The sequence below is a fragment of the Pseudomonas sp. P9_2 genome (assembly GCF_034008255.1).
Lineage (GTDB): Bacteria > Pseudomonadota > Gammaproteobacteria > Pseudomonadales > Pseudomonadaceae > Aquipseudomonas > Aquipseudomonas synxantha_A.
Genome location: NZ_CP125376.1, coordinates 3,905,990 through 3,921,543, shown reverse-complemented (window position 1 = coordinate 3,921,543; position 15,554 = coordinate 3,905,990). Strand labels below are relative to the sequence as shown.

Sequence of the window (15,554 nt, the reverse complement as noted above, 5' to 3'; positions counted from 1 at the left end):
AGCAAGCCCCCTCCCACATTTTGCTCTGCACTGTGTCAGTGTCAGTGTCAGGGTGGGCTGTTTTTCAGGCGCCCTGCCGTGTCGATACTCACCACCACCGACAACCCAGGTCGCAACCGCTCGCTCTCGGCTTGATCCGGGTCCACGGTAATCCTCACCGGCACGCGCTGGGCAATCTTGACGAAGTTGCCGGTGGCGTTGTCCGCCTGCAACAGGCTGAACTCGGACCCGGTTGCCGGCGAGATGTGCTGCACCGTGCCATGGAATTTGCGGTGGTTCAGCGCGTCCACGGTGAAGGTCACCGGCTGGCCCACCTGCACATTGTCCATCTGGGTTTCTTTCATATTGGCGATCACCCACAACTGCTTGGGCACCAGGGCCATTAATTGCGCGCCGGAGTTGACGTACGCCCCCAGGCGCACGCCGATCTGCCCCAACTGACCATCGCGCGGCGCGGTGATGCGGGTGTTGGACAAATCGATCCGCGCCAGTTCCACCGCCGCCTCGGCACTGGCGACTGCCGCTTCCAGGGAGCCGCGATTGACGATCACTGTTTGCAGGTCTTGCCGGGCAATTTCCAGGCTGGCCTGGGCCTGGGCTACGGCGGCAATGGTCTGGGCATTGGCGGCGCGGGTCACGTCCAGCTCGCGCTTGGACACCGAGCCATCGCTGATCAATTCTTCGTTGCGACGCAAGTCGGCGGTACTTTTGCGCGCCTGGGCCTGGCTGTCGACCAACGCGGCCTGGCGCAGCTTGATGGTCGCTTCGGCGCTGTTGCGTTGTTGCACCACATTGGCCAGCGACGCTTTCTGCACGGCCAGTTGCGCCAGGGCCTGGTCCAGGCGCTGTTTGTAGATGCGGTCATCCAGGCGTACCAGCAGGTCCCCCGCTTTTACATACTGGAAATCCTGCACCGGTACTTCGAACACATAGCCGCCAAGTTGCGGGCCGATAATCGTCACCTGCCCGCGCACCAGAGCGTTTTCGGTGGTTTCCACCGCACTGCTGAACGGCGGCAATTGCCAGGCGTACAGCACGATCAGCACACCGATGATGGCGATGGCGGCAAAACCCAGGGACGAGATGATGCGCACGCGCAAAGGCCGCAATTGCGTGGGCACGGCGCCCGGTGGCGTGCTGCCTTCAGGTGTGGCAGCGATGGCGGTTGTGGTGGTGGTTGAAGGTTCGGTCATGAAGTCGCGCCGCTGGGTTGAACAGGAGGGATTGCCTTGGTGGTGCTCATCAACCATAGGCTGCGGGTGAAGATCCACAGCATGGTCAGGATCGCGATAATCGCGATCAGCATGAACACATCGTTGTAAGCCATTACATTCGCTTCACGGGTGGCCGCCGTGGCCAGGCTGCGGATGCCCATCAGGTTGCGCAGTTCCGGGTCGGCGACGATGCCACCGTAGGCCGACCCGCCGCTCTGCACTCGCGCCGCCACACGGGGGTCGATCAAGGTCAGGTGCTCGACGATCATGCTTGAGTGATACTTCTCGCGCACGGTCTGGAAGGTGCCCAGCAACGCCGCGCCGATCAGGCCGCCGAGGTTCTGGCAAATCCCGAACATCACCGAGAAGCTCACCAGGTTGCGCGGGTTGGTCAGCACGTTTTTCGTGCCCAGCACCATGGTCGGCCCGAGGAAGAACGTGCCGCCAAAGCCTAGCAGGAACTGGCTGATATAGAGGTTTTGCGGGCGCGTCAGGTTGCTGGAAAAACTGTCCATCACCGAACCTGTCGCCATCAGTGCCAGGGAAATCACCAATGGCATCAACAGGTGCGCCGGGTTGATCGTCAACGCGCTGACTACCAGCCCGGCAATCGCCCCGGCCAGCATCACCACATATAAGGTATGCATTTGCTGGTAGCTCATGTTCAGCATTTGCATGAACCCCACCGCACCGGTGGATTGCTCGGACAGCACCATGCGAATCAGCACTACCGCCAAGGCCAGGCGAATCATCACGCCGCTGCCCAGCCAGCGCGTCATCAGCATCGGGTTGCTGCGGTTATGCTCGATGGCCAGCCCCGCCATGATCAGTACCAGCGAGCAGGCCGAGGCCACACCGATCCACGGCGCTTCCAGCCACCAGTCAATACGCCCCAGGGACAGCACCGCGCACAGTAAAGCAACGCCAGTGGCAAGGATGGCGAAGGTGAGGAAGTCGAGTTTTTCAAAGGTCTTGAAGCGGTCACCGGGCGGCAGCTTGAGCAGGAACACGCAGCCCAGGCAGATCAGCGCCAGGCCCAGTTCAAACAGGTACAACCCGCGCCATTCGGCGATCTGCAGCAAGTCTTCGGAAAACAGCCGCGCCAGGGGCAGCGCCAATTGCGCGGTGCCCAGCCCCAGCACCAAGGCTTTCAAGCGCCACTTGGCCGGGAACGCCTGGATCATGTAGTACAAACCCAACGAGCTCAGCGCCGCGCCGACCATGCCGTGAGCCGCCCTCACCGCAATGGCCGAGTTGAGGTCGTTGACAAACAAGTGGCCGAAAGTCACCAGCGCATACAACACCAGGAACACTTCGGTAAACGCACGCAGGCCGAACTGCTGACGAAACTTCACCAGCAGCAGGTTCATGCACACGTTGGTCATGACATACGCGGCGGGCAGCCAGGCCATTTCCGCGGTGGTCGCACCCAATGCGCCTTGCAGGTATTGCAGGTTGGCGATAACCAGGGCATTGCCCAGGCCACCGGTGATAGCTACCAGCACGCCTACCAGCGCAAACAGCCAGCGCTTGTGGGTGGGGTGCAGCGGCGTCGACGGCGAGCCGGGCAGGCTCGGCCGCTCGTGGGGCTGCCAGGTGTGGGGGGTGTATTTATCCATTCGGTGACCTTGGTGAGCCGACGTGCAAGGTCGGTGAAGCGCTTACTCAGGTAGTAGTAAACCTGAGCAGCGCTCATCTTTCCATGGCGAACGCACAATTGATCTTCAAACGGCCGAGAGGCGGCATCGGCTGGCCCACTGCCTGCGCCGAGCGGCTCACCTCAACGATCGGGGTCCGGCTTGATCGCTATCTCAGGCACAGGGTTATAGAACGGCCCATAGTCGAGCAGCAATTCATCACCTTTCTTGATGTCTTTGAGTGCCACATAGAACGTCAGGTTTTTCCCGACAGCTACGGAAACGACATTGTTCGACTTCCACACCGGCCCATTGCGCAGTTGCGAGGTATTGATCAGGCTCAGGGTGTTACCCGTGTGCAGCCCACTCACCGTGCGTACGCCCGAACGTGTACCGAACAGGTAAGTCAGCACAGCCCGTGAACCTTGCTTACGTTGCTCTTGGAACAGCGACGCCTCGTCTGCATGGTATTTGCCGGCATACGGGCCAAGCACTTCAAACTGGGGAATGTCGCGCCGCGCCCACACCGAAGCGCCGCGAGCCGGCCCACCATCGTCCAGCGGCGTGACCACTTCCAGCACTTCATCAAACCGGGACTGATGCTCGCATTCGGTCCGCAGCCAGTCTTTGATCGACGCCTTGATCTGGGCTGAAACACGCGTCTTCGTTACGCTATCAAGCCCATCCAGAACACCATTCCAATGGGCGATACGGATGTTATCGATAGGACCTTCAAGTGATTGGGTCAAGCTGAGCCTGGGGTTCGTCGGGTCCTGCAAAATCGGCAAGGTATTGTCGAACTGATGAGGCGGCAATAGAGAAGAAGCGTCGGTCTCAACCTTGACAACGACGACGTCCGCAGATGATCCAGGGATCTGTTCCCCCTGTGGCGTGTTGGTGGGATTGTTCAGGTCTGAAGACTTCGACGGCGGCGGATCCAGAGGGTCTTGCGCAGGCCGTTTTCGTGTTGCACTCGCATCAGGTTGCTCGGGCACGGGAAGCTGCGGGATATCTTGCTCTGCCCGATTGAGGCGTTGCACGGTCGCCGCTTTCAAAGAGCCATCGGCGTTAACGTACTGATGCCAAGTGTTTGGGTTGAGCCCATGTTGGCTCAAGAACTGCGACGGCGTGACTGACGTGTTCGATTGAGCGAAGAGCGCCCGCCACTGGCGTAGATGGTCATCAGTAAGCGCGGTATAGGTGCGACCGGCCGCCCTGTTCAGCAACGCTTCACCGGCCGGCCCCAGGCCACCATCTTGCCGCACACAATTTTTGAACGTACTCGTATTAAGGTGATGATGGCCGGCAAACCCGTTCATGGTCATTGCGTCACGCGCCTGCTGTGTCTTGCTTTGCCAATCGCGGATATGCGTTTCGGTCAGCATATTGAAGGGTGTATTGGCCGCACGGTCGCGCACAATCTTGCCGGTATCGCTCAACTGGCCGTCAGGCTGCACATAGTAGGCAAAGGTTTTCGGCGAGAGGTTCCTCTGCTGGGCAAAGTCCTCACGGGTAATGCTTCGCGGTTGCGCGGACGACAACGCCTCCCACTCGTGTAGATGTTCACCCGTGATGATCTGTTTGCGTGCCGAAGTCTGGAAGGTGGGGGCAAGCGCGGTGTTTTGCTCTGCCTGATTGAGACGTCGCAAGGCCGCCTCTTTCAAGGAACCATCCTTTTTAACGAAACGACTCCAACTGCCTGGGCTGAGCCTGTGTTGGCTCATGAACTGCGCTGACGTCACTACGTTGTTCGGTTGTGCCAAGAGCGTGCGCCACTGGTGTAGATGCTCATCGGTAATCACCTCATAGGCAGTACCGGCAGCCCTGCCCAATAGCTCTTCACCCTCTGGCCCCAGGCTGCCATCGACCCGCACATAATTTTTGAGCGTATGCGAATTCAGGTGATGATGAACGGCAAACCCGTCTAGGGTCATGGCGCCACGCTCCTGCCGAGTCAAGCTTCGCCAACTCTGGATATGCGCTTCGGTCACCTTGTTGAACGGCGTGTTGGCGGGGCGGTTGCGCACGATCAAGCCGGTCTCGCTCAGTCGACCGTCAGCTTTCACACAGTACTCAAACGTTTTCCAGGGCAGTTGGTGCTGGCGGGCAAAGCCCTTGGGGGTAAGCCTTATTTGCTCCTGGCGCGGCAATGCTTCCCACGCCTGCAAATGTTCAGCGGTGATCTGCTTTGCACCACCGGTTGCCCCCAGGCGGTGCCATTGGTCACCCTGTATATGCTGGACCAACAACTCGGTCTGCCGGTTGTTGTGATAAACCCGGGCCTGCACAACGCCGTCCTCCGTGCGCGACACCTGGCGGACTTCGTACACCGCCGCCTTACCGTGGCTGTCGATATGACGTATATGAGACATGTGCCCATCGGCGGCCACATACACGCCCTGGCCATTACGTAAAAGGCCAGCAATACGCGACTCAGGCACGTTGAAGTGACCAAACCATTCATGGCTCAGTTCGCTCACTTCTTCGAGGTGCGGCGCGCCCACCTTACCGGCGACAGCCTGGGTTGCGACCGCGAACTCCTCGAGCGGGCTGCCATAAGGTCGCATCGCGTCGGCATCAAAAGCATACCAATGGCCGTTCTTGAGCACGGCGGCGCCCTCCACCGCCTGTTCGGCCACCTTCACCACGCCTGTCGCCGCTGCGTCATACTGCTTGCTGATCGCCTTCAATACGTCGTAACTGCCGGTGGCACCTCTGAGTTTATTGACGGTTTTGGACAGTACATACAAGCCACCGCTGCCCACCAACCTGGCCAAATCACCCAAACCACCCACCGGATTGAGCAGGTCAATCGTGGCGACGCCGATGACTTTGGCAGCCTTTAGCGCCTTGGCACCGCTGGAGAGAACAGCGCTGCCGATCTTGAGCAGTTTTCCAGCCGTGGTGGCCCCTGCAGTAACAAAGCCGAAGATGTCCAGCATGAGATCAAATGCTGCCTCGCCATATTTGCCATTCTGAATATTGACGATGGCCGATCTGAAGGGGATCAGGTTCAACAAAAAATCGTTCAACGGTTTGGGGCTGTAATACTCGTCTATGGGAGTCTGCCCGCGTGCCTGTTCTTTTATTGCAGGGTTATCGAGATCAAGGTGTTGGACAAAGGCGTCGGCAATCGAACGGGATCGAGCGCTGGTGAAACTATTCACAAGTGAGTCACTCAATGGGCGTTCACGACCCAGATCATCTGCGTTATGACGGGGCGTGAACGCTTTGGTCGTAGAAACATTTTTGCCTGCCTTGGACTCCTGAACCTGCGCTGCGTACACGCTCGCCCTTTCAATCGAACCTTTATTGAAGTCGATGACGTAGGCTTTTGTCGTGCCATGCAGTTCAGTTTTGACCAACAGTCCAGGTTTATTTTGACCCTGCGTATTATTGAAATGACCATCCATGACGTATGAGCCTTCTTGGAAAAAGCTGATTTTTCCAAACTCGAAGTTCTTCCTATCCGCAGATGGGAGCTGCGAGATCATGTGCCTGACGGTTGTATTGACGGCAGCCTTTTTTTCCTGGATGGCGCGTGTGAACTGCTGTTCGAAAGCCTCCCTGACACCGAACGTGAGGTTACTGTTCACCGCCTCTATGGGAATGCGGGGGTCACTCGATTTAAGTGGTCTCGGATTCGGCAAGTCCATCTTGGCGTAGTCCAAGAGTGAATGAGTGCCGCTTATCCCGTTTTGCCCGTGCTTCACGCCAGACGCATCAGTGCTGAGTGCTTTGACTTCAAACAGCGCGCCCAAGTCTCCAAACCGCTCCTGCAACTTGATCTGTGCGATTTCTGTTCGCGTCGATATTGCCTTGTCCAGTATTTTTGAAGCAGACATCCGCTCATCAAGCTGTTGGTTGAACTCGGTCCTGACGGTTTCAAGTTGTGCAGCGGTGTAGGTGTCAGCGTTTCTTTTGGGGATGATTTCATTCGCAACGCCCCAATCGAATAACGCGGCAGTCTGGGCATGCTGAGTGGCCACAGGGTCAACCCGTCGGGCGTTTTCAGCCTCGCTCATGACCTGCGCAAACGTCATGCCGGGGACTTTGCCCGGGGTGTGCGCCTCAATCGTCATCGCAGCCATCGTCAGGCTGGCCCACGCCTGACTGCCGACCTTTACCGTCGGGGGAATGTCTTTGATCAGAAACTGCGGTACCGCCTTGGCCAGCAACAGGTACGCACCAACACTCGCCAGTGCAGCGCTGGTTGTGCCAGTACTGCTCAAATGTTCGGCCAAGCCGGCCACGACCTTGGAGGCGTGGTGCCCCCCACGTGTGTCACTGCCCAGGTCGAAACCGGCAACGCTGTTGCGATCGGGCGCAGTGATCGACTCAGGGTCCATCTGCAGGGCGATAGCGGCCAGCAGGTAATCGCTTGCGCTGCTTTCGCTGTCAACGCCTTGCATGGTTTGCTGTAGCGCTTTGCCCATCCGCTGCCCTTGCGGGGAGTTGACCAGTGCCTGGAGTATTTTAGCCGGGTCGTCGCCCGCCTCTGCCGGCAGCGGCTGCCGATACCGCAGAAACTCCAGCACCCCGCCCTGGGTTTGCATCACCAGCGGTTGGTCGCCAAGGGCGTGTTGGTGATTCATCGTGACAAGACGCAAGCGCCGCTGTTCGTCTGCGCTCAAGGGAACCGGCCAGGACAATGCGCCTCCCAGATTACCCAGCAAGGGAGATGGGCTGCTGGGTAACGGCCTATCCTGGCTGAGACGAGGGGGCGTCATTGAGGTGTCGACGCCGTCGGTCACAGGTGATGACGGATGTTCATCTGTCGGCAGGGGAAGCGAAAAATGCGTACTTGCAGCGGTAATGCTTGTCATAAAACGCCTATGCGTAGTCGAGGAGTCCGGCGCTTGCGGCCGTTCACTGAGTGTCAGCACCCAATGAGGAGGTTCCCGACCAACTGCAAGACTTCGTGACCGTGCACCGCTACCGCGTCAGAGCAACGCGCTGACAAACATGCCAATCGCCACCACCCCACACAGGCTGGCGAACCCCACTTGCAACACCCGCGCGGGGATGACCGAACACAACCGCCTTCCCGCCAACATGCCGACGACACTCGCGCCGATAAACACCCAGCCCACCGGCTCGATGCTCACGCCCGCATGAAACGCACCGGCCACGCCGATCAGCGATAGCAGGCTGACCACCATCAACGATGTGGCGACGATCCCGCGCATCTGCACGTCGGTCAGTTGTTTGAACGCCGGCACTATCAGGAAGCCGCCGCCCACGCCCAGCAAGCCCGATACCGCACCCGTCACAGCTCCCAGCGCAGCCAGGGTGGCGCTGCACTTGGCGGTCCAGGAGAAGCGCCCGGTTTGTTGATCCAGCATGCAGTTCTTCTGGCCCCATGAGGCGGCGCCATGGTCACTCGGCCCCGCCTCGCGCTTTTCCCGTTGCAGCATGCGCCAGGCCACCAGCACCATCAGGGCGCTGAACAACCCCATCAGCACCGGCTCCGACAGTTGGTGGGCGACGAACACGCCCAACGGCGAAAACAGCGCGCCGAGCAAGGCGATCAACAACGCCGCGCGGTAACGCACCAGGCCATGGCGCAAGCCATCGATGGCCCCCACCGCCGCTGCCGCGCCCACTGCGAGCAACGACACCGGCGCGGCCTGGGTCATCGTCAACCCCAGCCCCAGCACCAACGCCGGCACCCCAAGGATGCCGCCGCCCGCGCCGGTCAGGCCCATGACCAGGCCCATCAATACACCCAACAGACTGGCCAGCAGCATTCAGTCCACCTTGCTCAGACGGGTCAGCCACTCGCGGCCCTTGAGCATGCCGTTCCAGTAGAACCACGGCAGCAGCGTGGCCTTGAGGAACCACATCGAACGGCGCGCCCGAGTCGGATCCAGGGGAAAGGTCGGCAGCAGCTTGCCGCCGTAGCCGAACTCGGCCAGTACCACCTTGCCCTTCTCCACCGTCAGCGGGCAGGAGCCATAGCCGTCGTACTTGAGCGGCAGCGGCGCCTGTTTGCGCAGGGCCAGCAGGTTTTCGGCCACCACCACGATTTGCTTGCGCACCGCCGCCGCCGTCTTGGCGTTGGTGGTGCCGCACACATCACCCAGGCCGAAGACGTGCGGGTAGCGCAGGTGTTGCAGGCTGTGGGGGTTCACTTCGCACCAGCCGGCGGCGTCGGCAAGCTCGCTTTCGCGGATAAAGTCCGGGGCCAGCTGCGGCGGCACGACGTGCAACATATCGAAGGTTTTCTCTTCGACGCTCACGTTGCCTTCGGCGTCCTTGACTTCGAACCAGGCTTTACGCGCCGGGCCGTCGACTTTTACCAGGTTGGAATTGAACGCCAGGCGCGCGTTGTATTTTTCGACGTATTTCATCAACGGCGGCACAAAGGTCGCCACGCCGAACAGCGCAGCGCCGGCCAGGTTGAACTCCACCTCGATGTTTTTCAGGGCGCCCTGCTTGAGCCAGTGATCACAGGACAGGTACATGGCTTTTTGCGGCGCTCCGGCGCATTTGATCGGCATGGCCGGCTGGGTGAACAGCGCCTTGCCGCCCTTGAGCTGCTGCACCAGTTGCCAGGTGTACGCGGCGTGCTCGTAGCTGTAGTTGGAGGTGACGCCGTGCTGGCCGAGGGTGTCTGGCAAGCCCTCGATTTTCTCCCAGGCCAGACGCAGGCCGGGGCAGACGATGAGGTTTTGCCAGGTGACGCGCTGACCGCTGTCGAGCACCAGGGTTTGCTCGTCGGGCAGCACTTCGCTGACGGCGGCCTGTACCCAACTGACGCCATTGGGCAGCACATCGGCCAGGGGGCGGCGGGTCTTTTGCAGGTCGTAGGCACCACCGCCGACCAGGGTCCAGGCCGGCTGGTAGCAGTGGTAGTCGTTAGGTTCGATCAGGGTGATGTTCAGGTGCGGCTCGCGCTTGAGCAGGCTGGCCAGCAGGCCGATGCCTGCCGAGCCGCCGCCGATGACTACGATATCGCCACTGATGGTCGGTCCCCAGTGTTGTTCGGTCATTGTCTACTGCCTTTTTGAGTCAATGCACACAAGGGTCGCTGCCGGATGGCGTCACGCCCAGCTTTTTATGACCGCGCCGCAATACAGCCCGGACAGGGTCTTCATCACTTGAATCACTTCATGACTGGCCAGCCCGTAGAAAATGTATTTGCCTTCTCGCCGGGTGGCGACCAGCCCTTCATCGCGCAGGATGCCCAACTGTTGTGACAGCGTGGGCTGGCGCACGCCAGTCAGGGCTTCCAGCTCGCCGACGTTGCGCTCGCCCTGGGTCAACTGGCACAGGATCAACAGTCGGTCTTCATTAGCCAGGGCCTTGAGCAAGGAACAAGCCTTGGACGCCGACGCACGCAACTGGGCGACTTCGCCCTCACTCAAGGTAGATTCCATTTGCTTCGGGTCCTTTATGTCACTTAAGCTCAAAACATTATGTGTAAACGTAAACTGATTGTAACCACTTTTTTCTTCATTGGGGACAGCCGCCATGCCAGCGTTGATTCAAGCCTTTCTGGATGACGCATCGTCGACCTATACCTACATCGTCTATGAAGCGGATGGCGGCCCCTGCGCCATTGTCGACTCGGTACTCAACTACGACCCGGCGTCGGGGCGTACCGATACCGCCCAGGCTGACAAGGTGATTGCGTTCGTGCGCGAGCATGGCTTGCAGGTGCAGTGGTTGCTGGAAACCCACGCTCATGCTGATCATCTTTCCGCCGCGCCCTACCTGCGTCGCACCTTGGGCGGCAAGATCGCGATAGGCGAATCGATCAGCAAGGTGCAGGGCGTGTTCAAAAACCTGTTCAACCTGGAGCCGGAATTTCGCGTCGACGGTTCGCAGTTCGATCACCTGTTTGCGCCGGATGAAATTTTTCATATCGGCGGTTTGAAAGCCCAAGCCCTGCATGTGCCGGGACACACCCCTGCCGACATGGCCTACTTGATCGACGGCCGCTTGATCCTGGTGGGCGACACGCTGTTCATGCCCGACGTCGGCACCGCCCGCTGCGATTTCCCCGGCGGCGATGCGCGGCAGTTGTACGCATCGATGCGCAAGCTGTTGGCGTTCCCCTCGGATACCAAGCTGTATGTGTGCCATGACTACCCGCCCGAGGGCCGTGAGGCCAAGTGCCAGACCACTGTGGCGGAACAAAGGGCGGGGAATATCCATGTGCATGATGGGGTGGATGAAGCGGCGTTTGTAGAGATGCGCACCCAGCGTGATGCCGGGTTGGGAATGCCGACCTTGTTGCTGCCGGCGATCCAGGTGAATGTGCGGGCGGGGCATATGCCGCCGGCGGAAGAAAACGGCGTGACCTACCTGAAGATCCCCCTCAACCAACTTTGAAATACAGTAAAAAAATGTGGGAGGGGGCTTGCTCCCGATAGCAGTGGATCAGCTACACATAAGTTGACTGTCACACCGCCATCGGGGGCAAGCCCCCTTCCACATTTTTACCGCGTTGAGTCAGTTGCCCAGGCTGATGCCATTGGCTGGCAACGGCAACGCCGTCTTGTAGCGCACTTGCTTCAAGGCAAAGCTGGAGCGAATGTTGGCCACCCCCGGCACCTTGGTCAAAAAGTCCATCATGAAACGCTCCAGCGACTGGATCGTCGGCACCAGCACCCGGATCAAATAATCCGGATCACCCGCCATCAGGTAGCACTCCATCACCTCGGGCCGGTCCGAGATCGCCCCTTCGAACTGCTGCAACGCCAACTCATTCTGCTTTTCCAGGCTTACATGGATGAACACGTTGACGTGCAGCCCCAACAGGTCGGCATCCAGCAGCGTGACCTGCTCACGAATCAGGCCCAGTTCTTCCATCGCCTTGACCCGGTTGAAACACGGCGTGGGCGACAGGTTGACCGAGCGGGCCAGGTCGGCGTTGGTGATGCGGGCGTTCTCCTGCAGGGCGTTGAGAATGCCAATATCGGTACGGTCCAGTTTGCGCATGAGACAAAATCACCTGTTTATTATGTTTATGCAGTTTTTTTATCCGCAAATGACGGTGAGCGCAATGAAACACAGATAAATATTCTTCTACGCCACGCCTATGATTGTTGTAGGACAAGATTTCTTCTACCCGAAGACTGACTGTCAGCTAGCGCGCCCACTACAAGAAATTCACAAGATAGAGCGTAGAAAGCCATGACCCAGCCGTATGCACCGCTGCGCCTGCACGTTCCCGAACCTTCGGGCCGTCCAGGCTGCAAGACCGACTTCACCTACCTGCGTCTGACCGACGCCGGCCTGGTACGCAAACCCGCCATCGACGTAGAACCCGCCGACACCGCCGACCTGGCCAAGGGCCTGATCCGCGTGCTCGACGACCAGGGCCAGGCGCTTGGGCCGTGGGCCGAGGGTGTTTCGACCGAGATCATGCGCAAAGGCATGCGCGCCATGCTCAAGACGCGCATCTTCGACAACCGCATGGTGGTTGCCCAGCGCCAGAAAAAAATGTCGTTCTACATGCAAAGCCTTGGCGAAGAAGCCATCGGCAGCGCCCAGGCCCTGGCGTTGAACATCGACGACATGTGCTTCCCCACCTATCGCCAGCAAAGCATTCTGATGGCCCGCGACGTGCCGCTGGTGGACCTGATCTGCCAACTGCTGTCCAACGAGCGCGACCCGCTCAAGGGTCGCCAGTTGCCGATCATGTACTCGGTCAAAGAGGCGGGCTTCTTCACCATTTCCGGCAACCTCGCCACCCAATTCGTGCAGGGCGTGGGTTGGGGCATGGCTTCGGCGATCAAGGGCGATACCAAGATCGCCTCGGCCTGGATCGGCGACGGCGCCACCGCTGAATCAGACTTCCACACCGCCCTCACCTTCGCCCACGTCTACCGCGCGCCGGTAATTCTCAACGTGGTCAATAATCAATGGGCCATCTCCACCTTCCAGGCCATCGCCGGCGGTGAAGCCACCACTTTCGCCGGACGCGGCGTCGGTTGCGGCATCGCCTCGCTGCGCGTGGACGGCAATGACTTTATCGCGGTGTATGCCGCCTCGGCCTGGGCTGCCGAACGCGCACGGCGCAACCTGGGGCCAACGTTGATCGAGTGGGTCACCTACCGCGCCGGTCCGCACTCCACCTCCGATGATCCGTCCAAATACCGTCCAGCCGACGACTGGAGCCACTTCCCATTGGGCGACCCGATTGCCCGTCTCAAGCAGCACCTGATCAAGATTGGCCAGTGGTCCGAAGAGGAACATGCGGCGGTCAGTGCCGAACTTGAAGCCGAAGTGGTCAAGGCGCAGAAGGAAGCCGAACAGTACGGCACCCTCGCCGGCGGCCAGATTCCAAGCGCCGCGACCATGTTCGAGGACGTCTATAAAGAGATGCCGGAGCACTTGAAGCGCCAGCGTCAAGAGTTGGGGGTGTGACATGAACGACCACAACAACAGCATCGAACTGGAAACCGCCATGACCACCACCACCATGACCATGATCCAGGCGCTGCGCTCGGCCATGGATGTGATGCTTGAACGTGACGACAACGTGGTGGTGTTCGGCCAGGACGTCGGCTACTTCGGCGGCGTATTCCGTTGCACCGAAGGTTTGCAGACCAAATACGGCAGCTCGCGGGTGTTTGACGCACCGATCTCGGAAAGCGGCATCGTCGGCGTAGCCGTGGGCATGGGCGCGTATGGCCTGCGCCCGGTGGCGGAAATCCAGTTCGCCGACTACGTCTACCCCGCCACCGACCAGATCATTTCCGAAGCGGCGCGCCTGCGCTATCGTTCGGCCGGCCAGTTCACCGCGCCCTTGACCATGCGCATGCCCTGCGGTGGCGGCATCTATGGTGGCCAGACCCACAGCCAGAGTATCGAAGCGGTGTTCACCCAGGTCTGCGGCCTGCGCACGGTGATGCCATCCAACCCCTACGACGCCAAGGGCCTGCTGATCGCCTCCATCGAGAACGATGACCCGGTGATCTTCCTGGAACCCAAGCGCCTGTATAACGGCCCGTTCGACGGCCACCACGATCGCCCGGTAACGCCGTGGTCAAAACACCCGCAAGCGCAGGTACCGGACGGTTACTACACTGTGCCCCTGGACGTGGCCGCCATCGTACGCCCAGGTTCGGCTGTGACGGTGCTGACCTATGGCACCACCGTGTATGTGTCGCAAGTTGCCGCCGAAGAAACCGGCATCGACGCCGAAGTCATCGATCTGCGCAGCCTGTGGCCGCTGGATTTGGAAACCATCGTCAAGTCGGTGAAAAAGACCGGCCGTTGCGTGGTGGTGCATGAAGCCACGCGCACCTGCGGCTTTGGCGCCGAACTGGTATCGCTGGTGCAAGAGCACTGCTTCCACCACCTGGAAGCGCCGATCGAGCGTGTCACCGGTTGGGACACGCCCTACCCGCACGCGCAGGAGTGGGCGTATTTCCCAGGGCCGTCCCGAGTGGGCGCGGCGTTGAAACGGGTCATGGAGGTCTGAATGGGCACGCACGTTATCAAGATGCCGGACATTGGCGAAGGCATCGCGGAAGTTGAGTTGTCGGTGTGGCATGTGAAGGTCGGCGACCTGGTGGTTGAAGACCAGGTGCTGGCGGATGTGATGACCGACAAGGCGATGGTGGATATTCCCTCGCCGGTCCACGGCAAGGTGATTTCCCTGGGCGGCGAGCCGGGTGAAGTCATGGCGGTGGGAAGTATTTTGATCAGCATTGAAGTCGAAGGCGCAGGCAACACCAAGGAGGTGCCGGTGGCTGCCGAACCGGTGAAGGCGGCGCCCGTGGCCGAAGCCAAACCGGCACCCGCACCGGTAGAAAGCAAACCCGCGCCTACCGTGAAGGCGCCGCAAGCACCCGTGGCCCGCGAAGCCAGCGAGCGCCCGTTGGCCTCCCCGGCCGTGCGCAAACATGCGCTGGATGCCGGGATTCAACTGCGTCTGGTCCATGGCACAGGGCCTGCGGGCCGGATTCTGCACGAAGACCTGGAGGCGTACCTGCACCAGGGGCCGGCCACCAGCGCCAGCGCCGCCAACCCTTACGCCGAGCGCAATGATGAACACCAGATCCCGGTGATCGGTATGCGCCGCAAGATCGCCCAGCGTATGCAGGACGCCACCCGGCGCGCCGCGCATTTCAGCTACGTGGAAGAAATCGACGTCACCGCCCTCGACGAGTTGCGCGTGCATCTCAACGAAAAGCACGGTGCGACACGCGGCAAGCTGACCCTGCTGCCGTTTATCGTACGGGCCATGGTGGTGGCGCTGCGCGACTTCCCGCAGATCAACGCTCGCTACGACGACGAAGCCCAGATCATTACCCGCCTCGGCGCGGTACATGTGGGCGTCGCCACGCAAAGCGACGTGGGCCTGATGGTGCCGGTGGTGCGTCACGCCGAAGCCCGCAGCCTGTGGGGCACTGCCGAAGAAATCGTGCGCCTGGCCAACGCCGCACGCACAGGCAAGGCCAGCCGTGAAGAGCTGTCCGGCTCGACCATCACCCTGACCAGCCTGGGCGCCCTGGGCGGCATCGTCAGCACGCCGGTGCTGAACCTGCCGGAAGTGGCCATCGTCGGCGTCAACCGCATCGTCGAACGGCCCATGGTGATCAAGGGCCAGATCGTGGTGCGCAAGATGATGAACCTCTCCAGCTCCTTCGATCACCGCGTGGTCGACGGCATGGACGCGGCGCAATTCATCCAGGCCATTCGCGGCCTGCTCGAACAACCCGCCAGCCTGTTCCTGGAGTAA

Annotated in this window: 11 protein-coding genes; 4 read left to right on the top strand and 7 right to left on the bottom strand. The window is 60.4% G+C overall.

What is annotated here, in order from left to right:
• Nucleotides 1-47: 47 nt before the first annotated feature.
• From QMK52_RS17600 to QMK52_RS17575, 6 genes are all read right to left on the bottom strand, one after another.
• Nucleotides 48-1,193, bottom strand: a complete 1,146-nt coding sequence (locus tag QMK52_RS17600; protein WP_005789334.1) for an HlyD family secretion protein — start codon at nt 1,191-1,193, stop codon at nt 48-50.
• The gene (locus QMK52_RS17595) at nt 1,190-2,833 is read right to left on the bottom strand and encodes an MFS transporter (protein ID WP_005789335.1); all 1,644 of its coding nucleotides are present in this window, start codon (nt 2,831-2,833) and stop codon (nt 1,190-1,192) included. Before QMK52_RS17595 ends, QMK52_RS17600 begins: the two co-directional genes overlap by 4 nt.
• A gap of 161 nt (nt 2,834-2,994) precedes the next feature.
• Nucleotides 2,995-7,485, bottom strand: a complete 4,491-nt coding sequence (locus QMK52_RS17590; protein ID WP_320403151.1) for an SET domain-containing protein-lysine N-methyltransferase — start codon at nt 7,483-7,485, stop codon at nt 2,995-2,997.
• 309 nt (nt 7,486-7,794) lie between these two features.
• The gene (locus tag QMK52_RS17585; RefSeq protein WP_005789338.1) at nt 7,795-8,601 is read right to left on the bottom strand and encodes a sulfite exporter TauE/SafE family protein; all 807 of its coding nucleotides are present in this window, start codon (nt 8,599-8,601) and stop codon (nt 7,795-7,797) included.
• The gene (locus QMK52_RS17580) at nt 8,602-9,846 is read right to left on the bottom strand and encodes an FAD/NAD(P)-binding oxidoreductase (RefSeq protein ID WP_005789340.1); all 1,245 of its coding nucleotides are present in this window, start codon (nt 9,844-9,846) and stop codon (nt 8,602-8,604) included.
• Nucleotides 9,847-9,897: 51 nt separating this feature from the next.
• Complete coding sequence (locus tag QMK52_RS17575) at nt 9,898-10,233, bottom strand: ArsR/SmtB family transcription factor (protein ID WP_005789341.1); 336 nt, start codon at nt 10,231-10,233, stop codon at nt 9,898-9,900.
• A gap of 94 nt (nt 10,234-10,327) precedes the next feature.
• On the opposite strand from QMK52_RS17575, the gene QMK52_RS17570 reads away from it, so the two are divergent.
• Nucleotides 10,328-11,191 carry an MBL fold metallo-hydrolase gene (locus QMK52_RS17570; RefSeq protein ID WP_005789343.1) on the top strand — a complete coding sequence of 288 codons (864 nt, stop codon included), beginning with the start codon at nt 10,328-10,330 and terminating at the stop codon, nt 11,189-11,191.
• Between the two features lie 120 nt (nt 11,192-11,311).
• Here the strand turns inward: QMK52_RS17570 and bkdR are convergent, their stop codons facing one another.
• Nucleotides 11,312-11,800: a Bkd operon transcriptional regulator BkdR gene (gene bkdR / locus QMK52_RS17565; protein WP_005789440.1), complete on the bottom strand. Its 489-nt coding sequence runs from the start codon at nt 11,798-11,800 to the stop codon at nt 11,312-11,314.
• A 195-nt stretch (nt 11,801-11,995) separates the two neighbouring features.
• Between bkdR and QMK52_RS17560 the strand changes: the two genes are divergently transcribed.
• From QMK52_RS17560 to QMK52_RS17550, 3 genes are read left to right on the top strand one after another with little or no spacing between them, the layout of a single operon-like run.
• Complete coding sequence (locus QMK52_RS17560; protein ID WP_005789442.1) at nt 11,996-13,231, top strand: 3-methyl-2-oxobutanoate dehydrogenase (2-methylpropanoyl-transferring) subunit alpha; 1,236 nt, start codon at nt 11,996-11,998, stop codon at nt 13,229-13,231.
• A 1-nt stretch (nt 13,232) separates the two neighbouring features.
• Nucleotides 13,233-14,291: an alpha-ketoacid dehydrogenase subunit beta gene (locus tag QMK52_RS17555; RefSeq protein WP_005789444.1), complete on the top strand. Its 1,059-nt coding sequence runs from the start codon at nt 13,233-13,235 to the stop codon at nt 14,289-14,291.
• Nucleotides 14,292-15,554 (top strand): dihydrolipoamide acetyltransferase family protein, encoded by a 1,263-nt coding sequence (locus QMK52_RS17550; protein ID WP_194438649.1) that lies wholly within the window; start codon nt 14,292-14,294, stop codon nt 15,552-15,554.